General features: G+C 38.9%; 23 protein-coding genes. 9 read left to right on the top strand and 14 right to left on the bottom strand.

Going from position 1 to position 23,352, the window contains the following annotated elements; genetic code table 11:
• The first annotated feature begins 10 nt into the window (after positions 1–10).
• The gene (locus tag AN214_RS04590) at positions 11–1,180 is read left to right on the top strand and encodes a Hachiman antiphage defense system protein HamA (protein ID WP_054978613.1); all 1,170 of its coding nucleotides are present in this window, start codon (positions 11–13) and stop codon (positions 1,178–1,180) included.
• Complete coding sequence (locus AN214_RS04595; RefSeq protein ID WP_054978614.1) at positions 1,173–3,209, top strand: DEAD/DEAH box helicase; 2,037 nt, start codon at positions 1,173–1,175, stop codon at positions 3,207–3,209. Before AN214_RS04590 ends, AN214_RS04595 begins: the two co-directional genes overlap by 8 nt.
• 647 nt (positions 3,210–3,856) lie before the next feature.
• Here AN214_RS04595 and rpoH read toward each other — a convergent pair.
• The 4 genes from rpoH to ftsY all read right to left on the bottom strand — a co-directional run bounded on the left by rpoH (position 3,857) and on the right by ftsY (position 8,182).
• Positions 3,857–4,720 (bottom strand): RNA polymerase sigma factor RpoH, encoded by an 864-nt coding sequence (gene rpoH / locus AN214_RS04600; RefSeq protein WP_010560833.1) that lies wholly within the window; start codon positions 4,718–4,720, stop codon positions 3,857–3,859.
• 187 nt (positions 4,721–4,907) lie between these two features.
• Complete coding sequence (gene ftsX / locus AN214_RS04605) at positions 4,908–5,894, bottom strand: permease-like cell division protein FtsX (protein WP_010560834.1); 987 nt, start codon at positions 5,892–5,894, stop codon at positions 4,908–4,910.
• A complete protein-coding gene (ftsE, locus tag AN214_RS04610; RefSeq protein WP_010560835.1) occupies positions 5,894–6,568 on the bottom strand; it encodes a cell division ATP-binding protein FtsE in 675 nt (224 codons plus the stop codon). Before ftsE ends, ftsX begins: the two co-directional genes overlap by 1 nt.
• Before the next feature lie 21 nt (positions 6,569–6,589).
• Positions 6,590–8,182 (bottom strand): signal recognition particle-docking protein FtsY, encoded by a 1,593-nt coding sequence (gene ftsY / locus AN214_RS04615; protein ID WP_054978615.1) that lies wholly within the window; start codon positions 8,180–8,182, stop codon positions 6,590–6,592.
• A gap of 121 nt (positions 8,183–8,303) precedes the next feature.
• Here ftsY and rsmD point away from each other — a divergent pair, with 121 nt between their 5' ends.
• The gene (gene rsmD / locus AN214_RS04620; RefSeq protein ID WP_054978616.1) at positions 8,304–8,891 is read left to right on the top strand and encodes a 16S rRNA (guanine(966)-N(2))-methyltransferase RsmD; all 588 of its coding nucleotides are present in this window, start codon (positions 8,304–8,306) and stop codon (positions 8,889–8,891) included.
• A gap of 12 nt (positions 8,892–8,903) precedes the next feature.
• On the opposite strand, the gene AN214_RS04625 is transcribed toward rsmD, so the two are convergent.
• Positions 8,904–9,494, bottom strand: a complete 591-nt coding sequence (locus AN214_RS04625; protein WP_010560838.1) for a YjaG family protein — start codon at positions 9,492–9,494, stop codon at positions 8,904–8,906.
• A 103-nt stretch (positions 9,495–9,597) separates the two neighbouring features.
• Entirely contained in the window at positions 9,598–10,992 is a 1,395-nt protein-coding gene (locus tag AN214_RS04630; RefSeq protein ID WP_054978617.1) for a hypothetical protein, read from the bottom strand.
• A gap of 267 nt (positions 10,993–11,259) precedes the next feature.
• Here AN214_RS04630 and AN214_RS04635 point away from each other — a divergent pair, with 267 nt between their 5' ends.
• The 4 genes from AN214_RS04635 (at position 11,260) to AN214_RS04650 (ending at position 15,211) form a co-directional block, all read left to right on the top strand.
• Complete coding sequence (locus AN214_RS04635) at positions 11,260–11,691, top strand: DUF2721 domain-containing protein (protein WP_010560840.1); 432 nt, start codon at positions 11,260–11,262, stop codon at positions 11,689–11,691.
• A gap of 109 nt (positions 11,692–11,800) precedes the next feature.
• The gene (locus tag AN214_RS04640) at positions 11,801–13,318 is read left to right on the top strand and encodes a DUF3369 domain-containing protein (protein WP_054978618.1); all 1,518 of its coding nucleotides are present in this window, start codon (positions 11,801–11,803) and stop codon (positions 13,316–13,318) included.
• Between the two features lie 297 nt (positions 13,319–13,615).
• Positions 13,616–14,527 (top strand): LysR family transcriptional regulator, encoded by a 912-nt coding sequence (locus AN214_RS04645; protein WP_054978619.1) that lies wholly within the window; start codon positions 13,616–13,618, stop codon positions 14,525–14,527.
• A 51-nt stretch (positions 14,528–14,578) separates the two neighbouring features.
• Positions 14,579–15,211: a 2OG-Fe(II) oxygenase gene (locus AN214_RS04650; protein ID WP_054978620.1), complete on the top strand. Its 633-nt coding sequence runs from the start codon at positions 14,579–14,581 to the stop codon at positions 15,209–15,211.
• Here AN214_RS04650 and ubiA read toward each other — a convergent pair.
• Together ubiA and AN214_RS04660 are read right to left on the bottom strand one after the other, a co-directional pair.
• On the bottom strand, positions 15,201–16,067 hold the full coding sequence (ubiA, locus tag AN214_RS04655; RefSeq protein ID WP_054978621.1) for a 4-hydroxybenzoate octaprenyltransferase: 867 nt from the start codon (positions 16,065–16,067) through the stop codon (positions 15,201–15,203). The genes AN214_RS04650 and ubiA overlap by 11 nt on opposite strands.
• Positions 16,068–16,069: 2 nt before the next feature.
• Positions 16,070–16,603 carry a chorismate lyase gene (locus AN214_RS04660; RefSeq protein WP_161805658.1) on the bottom strand — a complete coding sequence of 178 codons (534 nt, stop codon included), beginning with the start codon at positions 16,601–16,603 and terminating at the stop codon, positions 16,070–16,072.
• A gap of 168 nt (positions 16,604–16,771) precedes the next feature.
• Between AN214_RS04660 and AN214_RS04665 the strand changes: the two genes are divergently transcribed.
• Positions 16,772–17,167 (top strand): flagellar basal body-associated protein FliL, encoded by a 396-nt coding sequence (locus AN214_RS04665; RefSeq protein WP_010560846.1) that lies wholly within the window; start codon positions 16,772–16,774, stop codon positions 17,165–17,167.
• A gap of 22 nt (positions 17,168–17,189) precedes the next feature.
• Here AN214_RS04665 and glpG read toward each other — a convergent pair whose 3' ends face one another.
• The 6 genes from glpG to AN214_RS04695 form a co-directional block, all read right to left on the bottom strand.
• Positions 17,190–18,017 carry a rhomboid family intramembrane serine protease GlpG gene (gene glpG, locus AN214_RS04670; protein WP_054978623.1) on the bottom strand — a complete coding sequence of 276 codons (828 nt, stop codon included), beginning with the start codon at positions 18,015–18,017 and terminating at the stop codon, positions 17,190–17,192.
• 5 nt (positions 18,018–18,022) lie between these two features.
• Positions 18,023–18,346, bottom strand: a complete 324-nt coding sequence (gene glpE / locus AN214_RS04675) for a thiosulfate sulfurtransferase GlpE (RefSeq protein ID WP_054978624.1) — start codon at positions 18,344–18,346, stop codon at positions 18,023–18,025.
• A gap of 58 nt (positions 18,347–18,404) precedes the next feature.
• Entirely contained in the window at positions 18,405–19,430 is a 1,026-nt protein-coding gene (gene tdh, locus AN214_RS04680) for an L-threonine 3-dehydrogenase (protein WP_054978625.1), read from the bottom strand.
• A gap of 47 nt (positions 19,431–19,477) precedes the next feature.
• Positions 19,478–20,674 carry a glycine C-acetyltransferase gene (locus tag AN214_RS04685; RefSeq protein ID WP_010560850.1) on the bottom strand — a complete coding sequence of 399 codons (1,197 nt, stop codon included), beginning with the start codon at positions 20,672–20,674 and terminating at the stop codon, positions 19,478–19,480.
• Between the two features lie 234 nt (positions 20,675–20,908).
• The gene (gene gmhB, locus AN214_RS04690) at positions 20,909–21,466 is read right to left on the bottom strand and encodes a D-glycero-beta-D-manno-heptose 1,7-bisphosphate 7-phosphatase (protein WP_054978626.1); all 558 of its coding nucleotides are present in this window, start codon (positions 21,464–21,466) and stop codon (positions 20,909–20,911) included.
• Positions 21,466–22,518: a glycosyltransferase family 9 protein gene (locus AN214_RS04695; RefSeq protein WP_054978627.1), complete on the bottom strand. Its 1,053-nt coding sequence runs from the start codon at positions 22,516–22,518 to the stop codon at positions 21,466–21,468. Before AN214_RS04695 ends, gmhB begins: the two co-directional genes overlap by 1 nt.
• A gap of 101 nt (positions 22,519–22,619) precedes the next feature.
• On the opposite strand from AN214_RS04695, the gene AN214_RS04700 reads away from it, so the two are divergent.
• A complete protein-coding gene (locus AN214_RS04700) occupies positions 22,620–23,342 on the top strand; it encodes a 3-deoxy-D-manno-octulosonic acid kinase (RefSeq protein WP_054978628.1) in 723 nt (240 codons plus the stop codon).
• The last annotated feature ends 10 nt before the right edge of the window (positions 23,343–23,352 follow it).

Raw genomic sequence — 23,352 nt, forward strand, 5'->3', positions numbered from 1 at the left:
AAGGGAATTAATGAAAGTATTAATGCATTTTACAACTTTGTCTAAAGTATCTCGTTTGTTCTCTCAGGAAGGGACTTACACCTTCACGCATAAAGAGACAATTAAAAATGTATCTGATTTTTACGACCGATTTCATAGGTCACAGAATCATTTGTATTTTGTTGTTAGTTACTTTGATTTAAATACACAAACTACTATTTACAGTGTCTCTAATATTCATTTTGATGATAAAACAAATGAATTCAAGTATTCAAAAGTGTCACAAAATACCAAAAACTTAATTTGTGATGAATTAGGGCTCAATGGGGCAAATACATACGATAGTGAATCGTTTTATCGAACTTTCACTATTGAAGGAAGTGAAACAGATTTCGAAAACAACAAAAAAGATAGCGATTTAAATAAAATTAAAATGAAATTTTTTACGTGGGATGAATTACTAGATTGTAAAGAGATTCTATTTAACGAAATTAATGAAAAAATTTTCAATAAAAAAAATGTGCTTAAAATTGCGAGTACTTATTCACCAGACCTCAAATGTACTGATGCTCTAATACAAAAAAAATATTTAGATGCATTAAAAAGTATAGGCTTTATATCTAAAAATGGAGTCAATACTTCACATACAACTTTACACGGCGATATAGGCGAGTTTCTAATGCATACGATGCTTAGTCAATTTTTGTCTGAACACTCTTCCGAAAAATATATTTACCCTAAACTCGTTTTTAAAACTTCACCTAAAATGCCTGTATATGGCAATGATGGAACTATTTATTTAAAAGATAAAAAAGAAATTTATTACTTAGAGGCTAAGTTTTATAGCAATTTAAACACGGCTATTAATAAAGCCGTTGATTCACTAAGCGAACATAATGAAGTAACTCAAGAAGAATTAAACCATAGAATAGAGTTATTTCGGAATATAAAGACCGACAACTTAAACGAAGTAATTGAAATAGATGAGAATGTTACAGAGAATTTGGTTTTGTTTCTAATTTGCGATAACTACACAGAATATAACGACATCCTGAACGTTGTTAAAGAAAATACAAAACTAAATGATTTAAAAGTTAAATTTAATATAGTTTTATTTGTTTTACCTATAATCAATAAAAATGACTATCTTAACCTCTTTAAAATAAAAAGTGATAGTGTTTGGGAGAAGTTAAATGCTTAATAAATTTGATCCAAATATGAATGATTTAAGAAGTCATTTTCTAAAGAAAATATATAGTGGACAAATTATATCAGAAGCAGAATTAAGTTTTACTGACTTATCAATTTACTCTCAGAATAGTACTTTCTTTTCCAGATTTAGCAATGCTATTAAACAGTCCTTATTAGATGAAAAAATTATTCTGACGAATGAACAAATTGAATGTTTAAATATACTAAATGACAATAATTTGTTTCTAAGTGCCCCTACAAGCTTTGGTAAAACTTTTATTGCACTAGAGTTTATCGCAAGAAATAAACACTTATTAGATAATATAATCTTTGTTGTTCCTACTATTTCATTGATGAATGAATTGCGGAAGAAGTGTTTTAACTTTTTCAACGAGAACTACATATTAATTACATCTGATGCAGAGCTTGATCAATATAATGATGTGACGAAAAAAATTATGATTGTGGTCCCTGAAAGAATTAGCAGTAAGAAATTCAAGGAATATATCAGCTCGACAAACATTGATTTACTTGTATACGATGAAATCTACAAGCTTAAATATGAAGCTAACCGACAGGAGACGAATAGTAGAATTATTAAGATGAACTCTATCTACAAGTACTTAATAAAAAAATCACGAAAGATATTGTTACTCGGCCCTTTCATCAAAAATGTAGATTTCTATAAAAGCGATATTAAGATTGTTAAATTCATTACAAATTTAAACCTTGTTTATAACGAAATTGAGCTTAATAAATCGACCGTTAATTTTAAATTTTCTAATGAAAAAAAATTTGTTTACTTTAAATCTCCAAAGAGTATCACGTCTTTTATAAATAAAACTGACTTAATAAATGATGAAGACCATTTTGATAACTTTGATGACGATATTATTGATTGGATATCCGAGAACATTCATCCTGAATGGTATTATTCTATTTATTTAAAAAAAGGAATAGGTATCCATCATGGAAGAACACCTTTATTTCTGAGAAAGTATATAGAAAATGAATATTCAAAGCCCGATGGTTGTATACATACAATACTTTGCACAAGTACATTGATGGAGGGCATAAATACTCCAACTAATAAATTAATCATATATGATCCACCCCGTGGAACATTTGAACTGAATAACCTAATAGGAAGGGTTGGTCGGCTAAACCCTAAATCGCCTCAAATAGGGAAAATTTATATTTATGATGAGAAAGTCCTAGACCTGTATAAGCCCGATCAATGGATTGATTTAAAAATACTATATGAAACCGATGAAGTAATTACAAATAGTCCTGAAGATGAAATCTTATACTTGGATAAGTCTTCCAGTGATGGAGTACCAGAAAAAACAATTCAAAAATTAAAAGAATCTTTAGTCGATAAATTTGGTATAGATCTAACCGAAGTTATAGATTCTGAAATTGAAATAAGTCTATTGATTGAATTTATAAATATATATGACGAAATAACAACCTATGAAAAAGAATGGAATGTTATTAGCGATATTAAATTTAAACTACTTAGAAAAGATGCGTCATTTGTAAGCGGTTTAGAAATTAAAAACTATTCATTTAAATCCCAAGACAGTCATATTTTTGATGCTGTTTATTCTTTAATGATTAACGATGGGCTATTGAAACCAGTAATTGATAAATTTGTTAATAAATATAACCCCAGCGTTGCTGATATTAATAAATTTATTGATACGCTTTTTCAAATTGATGAATTTATCAAATTTAAGATGATGAAAATCGTCGGTATATATGAGCTATTCAATAGTAAAAACTTGTTTGATAAATTAAAAAATAGAGCGTTTATTCAAAGTGTTCATATGATAGAAAATTATTTTGATTCAACGGATGGCTATGAACGAATTTTAAGTGATCTTGGAATACCACAAGAAGATATCGTTAAGATTTCAAGTGAGATAAGTAAATTGAAAGAAATAGTTGGAACCGAGAATAAATTAAGACAAATTATTAAAAAAGATTTTTTTAATAATCTATCTCCATTTAGTAAACGAATTATTCAATCTTTATAGACTATTATCTGTCTAATTCATATTTTGATAATGACTACACTGTGATCTTCTAATCCCTTTAGCTAACTCATTCCTGTCCATTAACGAGCTAGAGCGAAGAACTGCTTTTCGCTCTGATCTGCCTTAGTGCGACTAAGCATTTTATGGACCTGAATTAATAATTCATCCATGAAGCTTGGTTCTATCGGTCATCCATGACCTCACTTCCTAAAGCTGCGAAGCATAGATGATTCTAGGCTTCCTGCCTTTCACCCTTCGGGCCAGCTCCGCTGTTCAAAAATATTCCATATATTTTTGTCGGTCTTTCGTCACCCCTTTAATCAAACCTGAAACTATCACTTAAATGAATAATACGAGACAGGAAGCGTAGCAAGTCGAGTAAGCCATGCTAAGGCATGGATGCCGATTCATGGCGTTTATGTTCACATTTAAGAGATAGACGAAGAACTGTTTGATTTTGGGGCACGTTTTTTGGTTCGTTTTTGTCGTGTAACAAAAATGAACAAGAGCGCATCATGGATGATGCGAGATAAAAACCAGGGATGAGTGCTGCTTTGTATAAGACACCAAAAGCTCATTACCAGTTAACCCCCCGCCACAAAAAAAGCCGCTGATGCGGCTTTTCTCTCTTTGGCTGTAATTAGCAATTACGCCATTAAGTTTTGTAGCTTTTTCATAGCTGATTTTTCTAACTGGCGAACACGTTCTGCTGATACTTGGTATTTAGCAGCTAGGTCTTGCAGCGTTTCTTTCTCTTCAGCTAACCAGCGTGCACGAATAATATCTTGTGAGCGGTCATCTAACGTATTTAACGCTGAGAATAAACGTTGGTTAGAGTTATCTTGCCACTGCTCCTCTTCAACTGTTTCTGCAAGGTCTGACGATTGATCTGTTAAGTACTGAACAGGTGAAAACTGCGACTGTGTTGCGCCGTCGTCTTCGTCAGCATTTAGGTCAAAGCCCATATCTTGACTGCTCATACGTGATTCCATTTCACGTACGTCTTTTTCAGATACACCTAATTCGTTAGCAACCGTTTGTACTTCTTCGTGATTAAACCAGCCTAAACGCTTTTTGTTTTTACGAAGGTTAAAGAACAACTTACGCTGCGCTTTAGTCGTTGCTACTTTTACGATGCGCCAGTTTTTCAGCACATATTCATGAATTTCTGCTTTAATCCAGTGAACAGCAAACGATACTAAGCGTACACCTACAGTTGGGTCAAAACGTTTTACAGCCTTCATTAGGCCAACGTTACCTTCTTGGATAAGATCTGCCTGCGGTAAACCATAACCCGAGTAACTTTTCGCGATATGCGCTACAAATCTAAGGTGTGACATGATTAACGCACGTGCTGCATTAAGGTCGCCACTGTCCTGTAGCTTCTCTGCCAATGCCTTTTCCTCATCCGCACTTAGCATAGGAATAGTGCTTACAGCTTGTAGATAGCTTTCAATGCTACCTGCGTTTTGCGGCATACTAAGTGTTAGGGCATTCATCTCTTTTGTCATATTTCACCTCAGGTGGAGTAACAAACTTTCTCAATTTTAGCACTCTCTTAACTAGAGTGCTAATCTGAATTTACAGGTTTTGAGCAGGAATTCAAGTTAAAGTTCCGTGAAACTTGTAAGAAAAAACTAATGACCTGAAATATCGACAATTTTAAATGTAGTTTTATTGTAAAACGCAATATTGAAATTACACCTCGTTTGGCTCAATGGCGTCGATATAGCGCTTAACTGATAAGAACGACCCAAATAAACCTAAACACACAGCAAGCCCTAGCAGTACAAGAAATTCACTAAAATTGAGTCCCTGTAAGTTAAAGTTAGCGTTATACACGCCCACAACTTGCGTAACGGCATTATCAAGCCAAAGCAACATCATCAATACCGCTAGAAAAGCAATAAAACCACCGACAATGCCATACCAAATGCCCGTCCACAAAAACGGTGCTTGAATAAAATGATTGGTTGCACCAACGAGCTTCATTAGCTGAATTTCTTGTTTCTTATCCATAATCGACAAACGAATGGTATTACCTACAATCAACACAACTGAGGTTAACAGCAAAAATGCAATTGTAAGCACGCTTTCACGTAACAAGCTAAGTAACGCATTAAGTCTTTCCAACCACTCTATATCGAGTTTACCAAAATCAACATCTCGCTCTCGCTCGAGTTTATCGAGCAATTCACGTGCCGCTTCTGGTTTGGTAAATTGGCTATTCGGTGTGACTAAAACAACACTGGGAAGTGGATTTTCGTCGAGGTAATTAAGTGCTTCGCCAAAGCCCGACGCCACTTTAAATTCTTCTAATGCATCTTGCTTTGAAATAAAACGCACATCTTTTACTTCGTTATAAAGAGACAGGCGCTTAATCAGTGCACTCGATTCTTTGTCGGAGATATCTTGTTTTAAAAACAGTGAAATTTCAGCTGCATTGTCAAAACCGCTGCTTACCTTTTGCACATTCTTAACTACCACGTACAAGGTGGTAGGCAGGGTTAAACTAAGCCCGAGCACTGCAATGGTCATCAGTGATGCAACTGGCGTTCGCCACAATTCACCTAGGCTGTGTACACCTTGGCGAATGGTATTCATAAAGGCAAAGTACAACCCCATAAAATAAGAGTGCTGAACCTGTTCACCCTGACTTTTACGGCCTTTAAACAATAAACTCATTATGCACCTCCCATAAGTGGATCGGTGACTAAATTGCCTGCCTTTAAGGTTAAGCTGCGGTACTTCATACGCGCTATTAAGCCTAAATCGTGGGTAGCAATAAGCACAGTCGTGCCATGTTGATTGAATTCTTCAAACAGTTTTAAAATTTCAACTGACAACTCAGGATCTAAATTACCGGTAGGTTCGTCGGCAAGTAAAATAGGCGGTGAATTAACAATTGCCCGCGCAATACCAACGCGTTGTTGTTCACCACCCGATAGGGTTTCTGGTGCACAGCGTGCTTTATTTAACAGCCCTACCTTATCGAGGGCTGCATGCACTCGTTTTTCGATATCACGGCGATGACTGCCAGCAATAACCAGTGGCAACGCCACATTATCGAATACCGAGTAACGGTCAAGCAATCGGTGGTTTTGAAAAATAACGCCAATATCGCGCCTAACATAAGGAACTTGCTTTGCCGTTACTTTATTTAGCAGCACACCATTTATATATACCTCACCAGCAGATGGGCGCTCCATCAAGCTGATCAGTTTAAGCAAGGTGCTTTTCCCTGCCCCACTGTGGCCAGTCAAGAAAGCGAGTTCACCGGGTTGTAAGTGAAAACTTACTTTCTCAATTGCTTTATGGCCACCTGGGTATGTTTTACTTACCTGTTGAAATTTTATCATTATTATAATTATGTCGTTGAATTATTCTTCGCTAAACAGAGCCTCAATAAAGTCTGTGCTATTAAAGGTACGTAAATCATCAATACCTTCACCCACACCTATATAGCGAATTGGAATATTAAATTGGTCAGCCACCGCAAAAATAACACCACCTTTTGCTGTACCATCTAATTTCGTTATGCTGATCCCTGTCAGGCCTACAGCTTGATCAAATAGTTTTACTTGGCTAATTGCGTTTTGACCAGTACCTGCATCGATAGTTAGCATCACTTCATGTGGCGCATTCACATCAAGCTTTTTCATCACACGTGCAATTTTTTCTAGCTCTTGCATTAAGTGATCTTTGTTTTGTAAACGACCCGCAGTATCGGCAATTAATACATCCACGTTACGAGCCTTCGCTGCTTGCAATGCATCAAACACAACAGATGCACTATCAGCGCCGGTGTGCTGCGCAATAACAGGAATATCGTTACGTTCGCCCCACACTTGTAACTGCTCTACCGCAGCTGCACGGAATGTGTCGCCCGCAGCTAACATAACCGATTTACCTTCAGCTTGGAATTGCTTAGCTAACTTACCAATGGTTGTTGTTTTACCTACGCCGTTTACACCGACCATTAAGATAACAAATGGGCCATCGCTGTTTTCAATCACAAGCGGTTTGTCTGCACTTGCTAACATTGACGACATTTCTTCTTTTAATAGGCCGTATAGTGCATCACCATCTTTTAGCTGCTTGCGATCAGCCGCATCGGTTAGACTATCGATTAACTTTAAGGTTGTATCAACACCGACATCAGCTGTCAGTAATTGAGTTTCAAGTTCTTCAAATAGCTCATCATCGATTTTTTTACCGCTAAAAATATTGGCAAAACCTGTACCGATGTTTTGCTTTGTTTTAAGTAAGCCTCTTTTCAAGCGACCAAAGAAGCCAAGTTTAGGTTCCTTACTTTTTTCAGCTTGCTGTTTAGCTTGCTCTTCTGCTTCTAAACGAGCTGCTTCCTCTGCTTGGCGTTTTTCTTCCGCTTCAGCTGCTAAACGCGCCGCTTCTTCCGCTTGGCGTTTTGCTTCAGCCTCTGCCTCTAAACGAGCTGCCTCTTCTAAACGAGCTGCCTCTTCGGCTTGGCGCTTTTCTTCAGCCTCAGCAGCTATTCGTGCCGCTTCTTCGGCCTGACGTTTTTCTTCAGCCTCAGCGGCTAATCGCGCTGCTTCCTCAGCTTGGCGCTTTGCATCCGCCTCAGCAGCTATTCGTGCCGCTTGCTCAGCTTGGCGTTTTTCTTCAGCCTCAGCCTCTAAACGTGCCGCCTCTTCGGCTTTGCGCTTTTCTTCTGCCTCAGCAGCTATTCGTGCCGCTTGCTCGGCTTGGCGTTTCTCTTCCGCCCCAGCGGCTAAACGTGCCGCTTCGTCAGCTTGGCGCTTTTCTTCAGCCTCAGCTGCTAAACGCGCCGCTAGTTCCGCTTGGCGTTTTTCTTCAGCCTCAGCTTCTAAACGTGCCTTTTCTTCCGCTTCTAATCGCGCTTGTTCTTCTGCCGCTAGGCGTGCTTCTTCTTGCTGCTGTTGCTCGTCTTTTTTGCCGAAACCAAGCCAAGATAAAAATTTATTTTTTGCCATTTAAGTTAAATACCAATCACAAAATTCTGATAAACTACAATTCCCAATATGGTATCACTTTCACCGGTGAATGAAAAAAATCATATTGGTTTTTTAGTCTAATTCTGTAAGTAAATTTGTAATGCGATCACACAAGCAAAAAAACAAGCCAACAAACAATTCTGGCCAAATTAGAATTATTGGCGGCAAGTTCCGTTCGAGAAAGTTAAAAGTGCATGATGTTGAAGGCTTGAGACCTACAACAGACAGAGTGAAGGAAACCGTATTTAACTGGTTGATGCCATACACCAGCAATGCCAATGTGTTAGATTGTTTTGCAGGTTCAGGTGGTTTAGGGTTCGAAGCACTGTCTCGCTACGCCGAAAAAGTAACGTTTATTGAACTGGATACAACAGCACATCGACAGATCGCTGAAAACATCAATGTACTTAAAGCAGAAAATACCACATTAAAACATGGGAACAGTCTAGAGGTTTTGCCCAAACTAGCTGATAAATTCGACTTAGTATTTATTGATCCCCCCTTTCGCAAAAATTTAGCAGAACAAACCTGCCACTTATTAGCTGACAATAATTTGCTAAATAACGATGCGGTTGTGTATTTGGAAGTCGAAAAAGAATTAGTAAATTTGAATTTCCCAGACGGCTGGCAAATTTTAAAGGAAAATAATTTTGGTCAGGTTACGAGCTACTTGTTAGCGACCAAGTAGCCCATAAAAGCGTTAAATTTCAATACCGATGTTGCTTTGACCATCAGCAATTGCTAATTGTTTTAACGCTTTCACTGCGTCTTTATCGATACGTTCAAACGACTCAACTTTATCAATCAGCTCTGCGAGCACTTCCATTTCATACGCCATTAGAGGGTGAGCACGAAGCGCTGCATTATCGGCTATTTCACCTTCAGATGTTAATTGGTATTCGATAAACTTCGCCACACTTGCTTGCGATATTTTGCACACATCAACAAAATTAGCTTCTTCTTTTTGCTGCATACCATTAATTAAGGTAATTAACGCAGTACAAGTATCAATTGCAGGGTATACGCCAAACATATCAAAGTCGTTTAGATCAGGCGTATTTTGTTCAACCTTTTCGTTTAATTTTTCTAAGCTAATTTTAGCTTTTGGCAATAATAGTTTTTCCCACAATGAGTTAAGAGCATTGCGTAGCTCTGTACCATTACCAAACTCTAACGCTTCACTAAATAACAAATAATTAGGCAGCATTCGTTCAATCATTGCCGCTGCTAATGATGCTTGCTGTACATAGTTAAGTTCGCGAATGCGCTGAAAGTTATTAGGTTTTTTCATTATTGTTCAGTCTAAAATTTAATTAGGCGAATTGTAGCAAGATTCGGCTTAAAACACATAAAAAAGGCGTGCTAATTAGCACGCCTTTTTTCTATTCTCACTATTATTCTTGGTTAAGCTGTTTCTGTGCGTATTCAAACTTAAGCTTAAATTCGGTTACTTTTGCTTCAAGCTCTTCCACACGGTCCGTTAAGCCAATGTTTTCGCTACGTATTGACTCATAAGCACCACGTGCTTGTTGAGTATCCTTTTCAATACGACTTAGCAAGCTTGAGTTACGGCCTTGTTCACGGTTAAGCGCAGTGTCTTGCGCTTCTAACTGACGGCGTAACTGCGAAATCAAATCTTGGTCATCTTGCTTCGCGTTTTCAAGCAGTGTGAGTTTTTCCATTAACTCTTGGTTTTTAGATGTTTCTTCAGAAAGTGCATCTGCTTGCGCTTTCACTTTCTCTTTAAGCGCGCTTGCTTCTTGGCTCAAGTCTTTCTTCAAATCGTTGAAGCGACCTTCACTTTCTTGACTGATTTGCGTTAACTTCTCAGACAGTTCGCTAACTTGCTCTTTGTGCTGTTCAATATCAGATGAAAGCAGTTTGTTTTGCTCTTCAAGTTTACCAACAACCTCTGATTGCTCTTTCACTTGGCTTTCAAGTTCTGCTTTATCTTTCTCGTATTGTTGCAGTGATTTTTCTTTGTCTTCTAACATCGAGCGCAATGTTTCACTGTCTTTATTCGCTTCTTGCGACAGTGATTGGTGCTTCTCATGTACTGAATCTAGCTCGCCACTTACGTCATCAAGCTGTTGCTTTAATTTCTCGATAACTTCGTCTTTACCGGTTGATTCTTGCTTTAGTAGCTCAATTTCATCAGTAAATACTTTTTTCACTTTAACTAGCTTTTGATCTTGGCTCTGATGCTCTGTTCTGCGCTCATCAATCAGCTGTTTAAGCTTGTTAGACTGTGCTTCGTTTTGTTCTTTTTGTTTGTGAAGCTGCGACTCTGCAAGTTCAAGACTTTCTGTAAGCTCAGCAATTTTGCTACTAAGCTCGCCTTGTTGCTGCTCTGATTGAGAGCTTAATTCGTCACTTACTTTTTCAAGCTCAGCTTCTTTCGCTGCAATCGCCTCTTCTAGCGATTCGTTATCCAGCTCTAATTGATTTGCTTTCTTTTTAAATTCGGCTAGTTGCGCTTCAAGCTGCTGAATGTGCTCATCTTCATCATTTTGATGTTGAACCATTGCCGCTTGATGGCCTTTTTCTAGCGCCTGTTGACTCGCGCTTAGTAAAAGAGTTTGCAATATCGGCGCGATATTCGTCGTAAAGGTTTGACTTAATTCAGAAATATACGGATGTTCGAACTCAATTGCGTCAGCAACTTGTTGCTCGATACTTTCTTGACTTGCATTCACTTTTTCTGCTGCAAGATTAAACACATCACTAGGCGATAAACTGTTTAAAGCACTCAGCACTTCATTTAACTGCTTGCTCTTATTTTCACCCATGTATCCCCCTTTGAGCTTTTTATTATTATTGCTCTAATGTAATCCAATTTACGTATAAAGTTTCTTTGTTATCATTCGTTGTTATGAATAATAAAAATCAAAGATAAGTGTAGACAATAAAATCTGGCACTGCTTACTATAGCGATGAGATTTAATCGTGTTATTTTTGCGCTTTAGTCTAGCCTACAATATAGTCGGATGGAATAACCTAGTTGTAAAATAAAAAAAATAAGTATTTATTACTAAAAAAGAAATTATTAAAACGGTATGACAATTGAACTAAACTTAACCACCCCAGCGCTGCTTTTTCCAGCAATATCATTGCTTTTACTCGCATATACCAACCGTTTTTTGGTACTTGCACAACTTATTAGACAATTAAATTCACGTGAAAATGGCAATGAAATTCGAGCTATGGTGAAGGCGCAAATTTCCAACCTTCGCGACCGCCTAAATTTGATTCGCCGCATGCAGTTTTTTGGTGTACTTTCTTTTTTGCTTTGCACCGCAGCCATGTTCGCTGTATTTCTCACTCAAAACTTGCTGGGTACAGGCTTATTTGGTTTAAGCTTAGCGTGTTTGCTGTACTCATTAGTGCTGTCACTTTACGAAATACATATCTCTTGTCAGGCTATCGAAATCGAACTCAATAATATAGAAAGTAAACCTGTTATTGATAATGACGACAGTGCCATATAAAAGCCCTAGCCTTACAACGCGACGTAATATTAGTGACATTTAATATTTCACTACTCTAGTTTTTTGCTTCTATACTTTTAAATAAGATTCATAAATTAGAGCAGCGACTGTGACGGACTTTCTATTTGCCGAAGAGCAAATTGATGACATTGCAAAAGCGTCAAACGACGAGAGTTGGAATATTTTGGTAGTTGATGATGAAGAAGATATTCATCAGGTCACCAAGCTGGTTCTAAACGGCTTTACGTTTGAAGATAAGCGGCTGATCTTTCACCACGCATACACTGCCGCTGAGGCAATGCAAATGCTTAAAGGGTTGCCCGAGGTTGCCGTAGCGTTAGTGGATGTAGTTATGGAAACTAGCCACGCTGGTTTGGATCTCATTCGTTATATTCGCGAAGACGCCGATAATCACGATATTCGCCTGATTTTACGTACCGGACAACCAGGTGAAGCACCCGAAGAGTCAGTGATTCGTGATTACGATATTAACGATTACAAAAATAAAACTGAACTCACTGCAATAAAACTCAAAACATTGTTGTACTCTGCCCTTCGCTCTTATCGTGATATTTGCATTATTGAGCAGCATAAATTGGGACTTGAAAACATCATTAATGCTTCTGCTAAATTCTTAGAGTGTGAAACGGTTAACGAATTTGCATCTTCGATTCTAGAGCATGTTTCAGGTGTAATTGGCCACAGCAATAAAGAGATTTACTGTGCCGCAGCAATCAACTCGCAGACCGATAATGCAACAGATTTTAAACTACTAGCTTGCTCTGGTGCTGATAACACAAAGCAAGACGTACCAAGCGAAATTGGCAATTTATTCGAGCAAGCACACAATACGAAGTCATCGTTTAAAACACCGCAGGAATATGTTGGCTATTTCCCAACAAAAGGCGGCTTAGAGACGATGCTGTATGTCAGTAAGTCATCAGATTTAAACTCTTCGGACCATCAACTGCTAGAGTTTTTTGCCCATAACATTGCCCTTGCATACGACAACTTACGGCTTCGTGAACTCATTAGAGAGTCACAAAAAGAACTCTCTTATATTCTTGGGGAAGCCGTTGAAAAACGTAGTAAAGAAACAGGCAGCCACGTAAAACGTGTAGCCCATTATAGTTATTTGCTTGCAATTAAATACGGGTTAACCCCATATCAGGCAGAAATTATCAAACTGGCTTCACCGCTACACGATATTGGTAAAATCTCCATCCCTGATCATATTCTCAATAAACCCGGAAAGCATGACGCCCAAGAATGGGAAATCATGCAGTCACACGCTGAGATTGGCTACGACATACTTAAAAACTCAACTAATGAAATCTTAAAACAGGGTGCGACGATTGCGTATGAGCATCATGAACGTTGGGACGGCAAGGGTTATCCGCAGCAACTCGTAGGTGAAGATATTGATATATCAGGGCGTATTACAGCGCTTGCAGATGTGTTTGATGCACTTGGCAGCGAACGCTGCTACAAACCCGCTTGGCCGCTCGATAAAATACTTACATTGTTAAAAGACGAAAAAGGTAAGCAGTTTGATCCCAAACTAATTGAGATTTTTATTGATAACCTCGATGAATTTTTAGCAATTAGAGATCAATTTCCCGATTGAGAAAAACATTTAGCCGTTTTATTTACTTTTTCGTTTTAACTTTACGGTAGCGACTATTCCTAATGACGCATTAACCAATATTTGAAATACGTCGGTAAACTGAATAAAAACACAACAAACTAAAGTAGTGCTTTACTAAGCTAAAAGTCTTGTCCTAATGTATAACTTTTAACTTCGTTATCATTCATTTACGTAGAATGATAACTCTAATAATTAATTACACTTTAGCAATGGTATTTGTACCCTAATTATGTTCTCATTAGCAACAATCACGGATTTTAGTTTACAGGAGTAATCATGCGTATAGAGCAATTTGAACAGTTTATTGCACTTGCCCATCATCAACATTTTCGCAAAGCTGCAGAGGTGTGTAACTTAAGCACATCAGCCCTTACCCGCAGCATTCAAACGCTTGAATTAGATCTTGCTTGCAATTTATTAACACGTTCGACGCGCTCGGTTAAGCTAACCGCCGCGGGCGAAGTATTTTTACAGTACTGCCAACAAGCGCTCGATAATCATGCATTACTTAAACAAAAATTAAGTAAATTTACCGAAGCCAAAAACGACAAAATTGTGATTGGTTATAGCCCAGAAGCCATTGGTTTAGTACCACAAGCATGTGGCAAATTTATGCAACAATTCCCGAACATTTCTATTGAAATGCAACTACAAGATGCCGATACGTTATTGCAGAATATTCGAAATGGTCGACTTGATTTAGCAATTAATGCGCCTATCGCAACAAGCTCAGGTGAAATGTTTAGCCTGCCAGAACAAGTGGTGATGTTCTGCCATAAAGACCACCCTATTTTACAAAGTTCTCCGGTACAGTTATCACAAATAACCAAACTACCTATGTTGGCGACAGTAAGTACTAATCAAGCACTTGGTAAGTTAATTAATCAGGCAGCAACTAATCTTAACAAACAAGATTCATTACGATTAGGTACGTTTGAGCAAGTGGTTACTAAATTAAGTGACCGTAATCACATAGCACTCACTACGCTCGATTTAATGCAACAAGTGACGAACAATGAAGAACTTGTAAATTTAAGTGAAATGATTGAGCAATCTGAAAAACTCAACTTAGAGCTGCAAATTGCAAAAGCGAATCTAACGGCACCTAATATTTCTGAGCTCTTAAACTTTATTACTTTAGAAGCAGGTGCTCGCCCAGAAATTGAACTTGCAAAAGCAACTTTCTAACTGACTAAATGTTCTTTAAAATAACGCCAATTTTTATATTTGGCGTTATTTATGAACTGCTCACCCGAGACCTTTTTATACCTCGACAATCTGCTCGATAATATAGCGGAAAATGGCTATTGCATTATCGAAAATGCGATTTCTGCAGAGTTAATAGCTCAATTACAACAGCAATGTGAAGCACGAGAAGCACAATTTCAACACGCTAAAATTGGACGCCATCAGGATTTACAGCAAGCAAGTTCAATTCGTAGTGATAAAACAAAATGGTTTAATGGTGAAACAGCTGCCGAAACGAGATACCTAGCCCTCATGGAGCAAATTAGAGTAGCAATCAACCAAAGCTTCTACCTAGGCCTATTTGATTACGAATGCCATTTTGCGGTTTATCAACAAGGTGATTTTTACAAGAAGCATTTAGATGCGTTTAAAGGTAAATCAAACCGTGTATTTACCACAGTTTGCTATTTAAATACCCCAAGCCAAGGCGGCGAGCTATTAATCTACCCAGAAAAAGGCAAAGAACCACTCGCTAAAGTAGCACCGAAGGCTGGTACGTTAATTTGTTTTGAAAGTGAACGCTTCCCGCACGAAGTATTAGCGGCTGGTAGCACTCGCTACTCTATTGCTGGTTGGTTTAGAAAAAATAATTCAAGCACAAACTTTGTTGACCCTAGCCAATAAAGCTTGCAGCTATGCCCATAAATATAAATAACCCAACGTAGTTATTGTTTAAGAACGCCCAAAAACAGGCATCGCGGTCGCGGTGCTTAATTTTTACTTGCTGATGCGCCAACAAAAATGCTGATAGCAGCACGCCAACGTCAAATGGCCATGGCAAATTGCGGTTGAAACCAATAAATACTAAGGTCAGTAAAAAAGCGATTTGCAGTATAAATACCGCGGCTTTATCGAAACGACCAAAAAAAATAGCGGTAGATTTAACCCCAATTTTCACATCATCGTCCCTGTCTACCATGCCGTACATGGTATCGTATGCCACAGTCCAAACGAGGTTAGCAAAATACAGCCACCACGCTTCCTCGGGTACTTCACCAAGCACAGCCATATACGCCATTGGAATCGACCAACTAAATGCGGCGCCGAGCACGACTTGAGGCAAATGGGTATAGCGCTTCATAAAGGGATAACAAAATGCTAATGCTAACGCCCCAAGTGACAGTAACACGGTTTGCCAATTTAAAAATAGCACCAAGATAAATGCTATTAAAATCAGTAGAGTAAAAAGCTGAATCGCCTCTACTGGTGTTGCTTTACCGGATGCCAATGGGCGCATATGAGTGCGTTTAACCAAACCATCCACTTTACGGTCAGCAAAGTCATTAATTACACAGCCAGCGCTGCGCATAACAAATACACCAGCGCTAAAAACAAGCAAAATCGTTAAATCTGGCACACCAGAACTCGCTAGCCATAGTGCCCAGTATGTTGGCCATAACAAAAGCAAAGTACCAATTGGTTTATCAGTGCGCATTAACGCTTTATAGGCATCACGATTTTGCCATGTTAGCTGGATCATGGTTATTCAAATGCTCCTGGTAAAAAGGCTTCACACACCATTAGTTTTAGGTCTGCTAAATGAAACACACTGCGGCGAGCTGAAACATCAGCGATTTCAAGCGACAAGTCTTGTAATAACGAGTGAAGTTGTGCACAGCCCGAAAACTGGGTGATCATTAAATCTTCCCGCACTAAATTAGGGTGCTGAAAAATAAACTCACCGAGCGGGCGCTCCCCCAAATTTAAAAACAGACTATTGTCAGTTAATTGCTCAAGCGGAATCCAGCTTTGCGCATACACCCGTGGTTTTTCATCACCATATAAAATAACTTCGCGGCATAGCGCAGTTTGCTGATCAGCACCTAACACATTGGCTTGCTGTGCGCTGAGCGTAATGTGCTTTTCGCTTAGCACGCGCACACTAAATTGCGAAAACGTTTGCTTCAACTTAGCAGTAAGCGAACCGGTTTCTAACAACCACTCACTCTGCACACTATTTAACTGGGTAAAATTTTGATGCCACTGCGCCGAAATATCTAAAGGGAAAGTTACCACAATAACCTGCTGCGAAAAAAAATCGCACCATTTTAGCACTGGATAACAGTGAGCTAAATGGTAAATTAAATTTTCAATTAAATTACGTTTAAGTGACTAGTAAAAAGCCCATAATCAAGTATTATTATTGTTAAGTTACTATGGGAAAAACAAGGTGTTAGTCACGCAATGCGTAGCCTATCGATATTTCTAATTACACTTTTTTTATCACTATCAACGCCTAAGGCCGATGCTGCGTCTAACTTTGGTTATTTTGGCTTTGAGCCAGATATCATTACAAACTACATTGCGACGTCAAATAAAAAATTAGGTTACGTTAGAGTAACGGTTGAACTAATGATTAAAGATATGGGCAATTTAGAAGTGGTTGAACACCACTCACCTTTACTACGCGACGCGATTGTTGAAATTATTAGCAAAGAGCAAGAAGAACACGTTAAATCATTAACTGGCCGTGAGGAAATTCGCAAACGTTGCAGCGAGCGAATAAAAGAGTTACTAAAAGAAGAAACAGGGCAAGAAGTTGTGCACGATGTGCTATTTACTAAGTATCTGTATTACTAGATAGAAAACAAAAAAAGCAAAGTTAATTAACTTTGCTTTTTTTATGACTACTCGCAGCTAACACGCCAAGCACAGCACCGGCGATCAATCCGCCTAAATGTGCCCAATTCGCCATATTGATAAACAACACGTCAGCAAAACCAAGTACCAGCCACACCAACATAAAGCCAACAATGGACGGGCTAACAGCTAATTTGCTATTGCCAGTAATATAACCATACAGCCAACAAAAGCCCAATAAACCATAAACCACACCAGACAGGCCGCCAAAGTTAGCATTCACCAACCCAAACTGAAGCCAGTTACTGGCAAGTGCAGTAACAATAAATACCAATACTAAGAAGCGTTTACCTAATTGTTGCGCTATTTTATCTCCAAGGTACATCCACCACATCAAATTAAAAATTAAATGCATTGCTGAAAAATGCATAATAGTGGGCGCAAGCCAAGTATGTGGTGCATTAGGGGCAAACTGAAGGTATGGAAACAACCACTCAAAACCGCCTAAAACAAACGCCCCATATACCAAAATCGATAACAATGACACGCTTTGGATAAGTAGTGAAAGCTTTAAAAATCGCGGTACCAAATTAAGTGAGCTGCCGCCATAACTTAGCCCACTATTGGTTGAACCAACCTGCCAAGATGCCTCAAGATACTTTGCTTGGTTAGGGTTGGCTTGAAATTGCGTCAATTCTTTTTCAGCAACTTCAAACTGACTATCTGACACCAGCAATACAACGGTTTCACTGTTAATTGGCTTTGATTCACAGTGAATATTAATGCTATTAAGGTAATCACAAAAACCTTGTGCAGCCCTTACATTACTTAGCGTAGTAAGTTGCTTCACAATGATTACGCACCTGATTCAACATTATCGGCTTGCTCGCTGCCCCACGCAGCAAAGCCACCGTCCATGCTGTAAACATCTTCAAAACCCTGCTCAACCAGATAATTCGCAGCACTTTGTGAACTAATACCGTGATAACACACAACAACTATTGGTTGCTCATAATCTTTTTCATTTAAAAATTGTGCCAAATTCTCATTCGACAAGCGCTCAGATCCAGGAATACGTGCTGAGCTGAAACTATTTGGATCACGAATATCGGCAATAACAACATTGTCATTTGTAAGAAGTGCTGCTGTTTGCGACACTGAAATATGTTTGTATGACATATATACCTCAATAAAAAAGGGAGCAAATGCTCCCTTTATAATATCATCAAGCGATAGCTTAATCCCAATTTAAAATAACTTTGCCTGACTGGCCTGAAATCATGGTATCAAAGCCTTGTTGGAAGTCATCAATGTGGAATTCGTGAGTAATAATTGGTGATAAATCTAAGCCAGATTGAATCAAACTTGCCATTTTGTACCAAGTTTCAAACATTTCACGGCCATAGATACCTTTAATAATTAACCCTTTAAAAATAACCTGATTCCAGTCAACCGCCATATCTGATGGTGGAATACCTAGCATGGCAATTTTACCACCATGGTTCATGTTGTTTAGCATGCTATTAAACGCGCTCGGTACACCTGACATTTCAAGGCCAATATCAAAGCCTTCTGTCATGCCAAGCTCATTCATCACATCTTCTAATTTCTCGTTCGCCACGTTTACGGCGCGTGTTGCACCCATTTTACGTGCAAGGTCTAAACGGTATTCGTTTACATCCGTAATTACCACATGACGGGCACCAACATGTTTAGCTACCGCTGCAGCCATAATGCCAATAGGACCTGCACCTGTGATCAGTACATCTTCACCGACTAAATCAAAAGACAATGCCGTGTGAACAGCATTACCAAATGGGTCAAAAATTGATGCTAATTCATCTGGGATGTTGTCAGGAATTTTAAACGCATTGTATGCAGGAATAACTAAGTATTCGGCAAATGCACCTTCGCGGTTTACACCTACACCTGTCGTGTTTCGACATAAGTGAACACGGCCTGCACGACAGTTACGACAGTGACCACAGGTAATATGGCCTTCACCTGATACGCGGTCACCCACTTTAAAACCACGTACTTCTTGGCCCATATCCACTACTTCGCCAACGTATTCGTGACCCACAACCATAGGTACTGGAATGGTATTTTGTGACCATTCGTCCCATTTGTAGATATGTACATCGGTACCGCAAATCGCTGTTTTACGGATTTTAATTAATAAGTCATTGTGGCCAACTTCCGGTTTAGCCGTTTCTGTCATCCAGATCCCTGGTTCAGCTTTAAGTTTTGATAATGCTTTCATCTTTTTACTCACAAAAAAGGCCTGTTATCTAACAGGCCAATATCAAATTAAATAATACCTAATTCTTTACCAATACGGGTAAATGCAGCAATTGCTTTATCTAGTTGCTCACGGGTATGCGCAGCAGAAATCTGTGTACGAATACGCGCTTGCCCTTTTGGTACTACAGGGAATGAGAAACCTGTTACGTAAATACCTTCAGCCAGTAATTTATCAGCCATTTCAGCTGCTAATTTAGCATCGCCTAACATTACTGGAATAATTGCGTGGTCTTTACCTGCACAAGTAAAGCCAACCGCTTCCATTTGCTCACGGAAGTACGCCGCATTTTGCCAAAGTGTATCGCGTAGCTCTTTACCATCAGCAAGCATATCAAGTACTTTGATTGATGCTGTAACGATTGAAGGCGCGAGAGAATTTGAGAATAAGTAAGGACGAGAACGCTGACGTAACCATTCTACAATTTCAGCTTTACCTGACGTATAACCGCCCGATGCACCACCTAGCGCTTTACCTAATGTACCCGTGATAATGTCAACGCGGTCCATTACATTACAGTATTCAGGTGTACCACGACCGTTTTCGCCAACAAAACCCACCGCGTGAGAATCATCAACCATTACCAAAGCATCGTATTTGTCAGCCAAATCGCATAACGCTTCTAAGTTACAAATAACGCCGTCCATTGAGAACACGCCATCTGTAGCAATTAGTTTGGTTTTAACACCCGCTTCATCAGCAGCAATTAATTGCTGCTCTAAATCAGCCATGTCGTTATTGGCATAACGGAAGCGTTTTGCTTTACATAAGCGCACACCATCAATAATTGATGCATGGTTTAACGAGTCTGAAATAATCGCATCTTCTGGGCCTAAAATTGTTTCAAAAAGGCCTGCATTAGCATCGAAGCAAGATGAATAAAGAATAGTATCTTCAGTTTGTAAGAAATTACTAATTTTTGCTTCTAACGTTTTATGAATGTCTTGCGTACCACAAATAAAACGTACTGATGCCACACCAAAACCGTGGTCATCTAATCCAGCTTTTGCCGCATTAATTAACTCTGGGTGATTTGCTAAACCTAAGTAGTTATTTGCACAAAAGTTGATTACTGAGTCGCCAGATGCAACTTCAATTTCAGCTTGTTGTTGTGACGTGATTACACGTTCACTTTTGTATAATCCATCTTCTTTTACTTGTTCAATCTGTTGTTTAAGCTGATCAAAAAATGCAGATGCTCTCATCCAAAGTCTCCAATGCCTAATAGAACGGGTTGCTCGCACGTTTTCCACAAATACGTTAAAAACGACGAATGCTAAGCCTTAAAATTGTAGCTTATATTTAAAGGGGTAATTGTAAAAGGTTAGGTTGATAAATGCACTTAATACTAGTAAATGCGATTAGAAAAGTAGATAAAACTAAAACCAAACAAAAATACAGTTTAATAAACTGCATTTTAAATAGTTCACTAATTAATCCTAGGTGTTTTCACTAAACTTTTCACTGGCGCAATTCAGCGATTGCCACACGTCATCAGCTAACGTGATAGTTTGCTCGTCAAACGATTGTCCTGACTGAACAAGAATGTTCTTACTAAACCCTGCCGTCTTTGCTGCTAACATGTCTGAGCCTTTATCGCCAAACATAATGCATTTTGATGGGTCCAGCCCGAGTTCTTTCACACCTTGCAATAGCATGCCTGGCTTGGGTTTTCTGCAATCACATTGCTGTTTATATTGTGCAACACCTTTCGTTGGGTGATGCGGGCAAAAGTAGACTTTGCTGATTTCCACATTATGTTGTTTAAACTGCGCCACCATCCAATCGGTAAGCGTATGAAAATCTTGTTCGGTATAGTAACCGCGCCCAATACCTGACTGATTCGTTACGATTACAATTTTGTAACCCGCGGCCTGAAATAACTGACACGCTTCAAATACACCTGCAATAAATTCAAAATCATCAATTTTGTAAACATAGGCGTGGTCAACGTTAACAACACCATCTCTATCGAGAAAAACAGCCTTATCACTCATTACAATGCCTTTTCGTTTACAACACGGTCAAACATCTCTTTAACGCTGTCTACGCTAATTTGTTGCATTAAATCTTTGCCTTTTACACGTGTACCCCATGGCAATTGGGTTGCTGTTTTGCCGGTTTGCTTTTTTAAGTTTTGATGATAAACCTCAACCACATAATCTTGGTATAAATAAGGGCCGGTACGTGCCGGATTCGAATGTGCATATAGCCCAATTACCGGTGTCCCCATAGTCACCGCCATATGAGCAGGGCCGGTATCTGGCGCAATGACAAGAGAAGCGTTTTCTAACACGCATAACAATTGTTTTAAGTTTGTTTTGCCAACAAGGTTTAGTGCTGTTGATTTCATCGCATTTTCAATTTGCTTTGCAAGTGTGACCTCGAGCTCTGTTGGGCCACCCGTTATAACAACACTAAATCCTTGTTGCACCGCATAATCCGCTATTTCGGCATAGCGTTCCGGTAACCAATTGCGCTCAGCCTTACTTGCAGCAGGCGAAAGCACCAATACTTTTTTGCCTAGTTGCGATAATGTTTCTTTTGCGTAGCTTCGGTCTTCTTCACTTACTGGCATCTGCCACGATGGCTCATAATGAGGCACACCAATCGCTTTTGCAAAACCACGAAAACCTTCGAGTACATGGGCTTCTTTTTCAGCCGCAATGCGGTGGTTAGTAAATAAAAAGTGCCCTTCTTTAGCACGCTGCCAATCAAATCCAACTTTTACTTTTGCAGGAATAACACGCGCCGCTAAATTTGCACGCAGCGCAACTTGCATGTGCAATAGCACATCAAACTTACGTCCTTTAAACTGTTCTTTAAGTGAGTGATAAGCCGCTTTGCCTTGTTTTTTATCAAAAACAACCAGCTCAACTCCCGGTAAATCTGCTAATAACATCGCCTCTATTTTTCCAACAACCCATGTAATTTTAGCGTTTGGGTAATGACGCTGAATTGCCTGCACCGCGGAAACGGCATGACATACATCACCGATTGCTGAAAGACGTAAAATACAAATATCGTTGAACGGCCCTTGTAAGCTCACAATTTACCTAAAAACATATAAATAGATGCGTGCAGTTTAACGTAAATTAAAACTTGGTATAATCCCTTTTTGCACGCAATTACTATTTAGTTTAAATCGCCATGCTGTCATTTCAAAAACACGGTTCAGCTACCATCATTACCCCAAGCAACTTGGACGGTACGTTCGATCCCAATTTATTTGATGTTGAATATTTAAGCCGTAATGATTTGATTGCCGACAAAAAACTTGGCCGTGCAACAACTTACTTTTTTAAATGTGGTGACACAACGGGTGTACTTCGCCATTACTGGCGTGGCGGCTTAATTGGTAAACTATTGTCTGATCAATACCTGTATTTAGGCTTTGAAAAAACAAGAACATACCAAGAATTCAAGTTATTAGTAGAGCTTGAGAATATTGGCTTGTCCGTACCTAAACCCATTGCAGCTAAGGTAGTAAAATCGGGATTAATCTATCGTGGAGATATCATTACCGAGGCACTACCGCACTCGCAAAGTCTGCTCGATGTACTAAAAACCCGAGCATTAAGTGAAAAAGAGCTTACTGATTGCGCCAAAACGATTGCCGATTTTCATAATCACGGCGTTAATCATGCCGACCTTAATATCAATAATATTTTAATTAGTGATGGACGCATTTTTTTAATCGATTTTGACCGTGGCACTCGTGCTGCATTCAACCCACAAGAAGCGCAAAGTAATATTACACGCCTAAAGCGCTCATTCGATAAAGAAGCTAATCGCAATGCACAATTTTATTGGCAAGAAAAGGATTGGCAGGTATTTATTGAAGTGTATAACAGCGCACTAAAAACTGCTTAGTGCGCCTATA

This window comes from Pseudoalteromonas sp. P1-9 (genome assembly GCF_001399975.1).
Classification (GTDB): domain Bacteria; phylum Pseudomonadota; class Gammaproteobacteria; order Enterobacterales; family Alteromonadaceae; genus Pseudoalteromonas.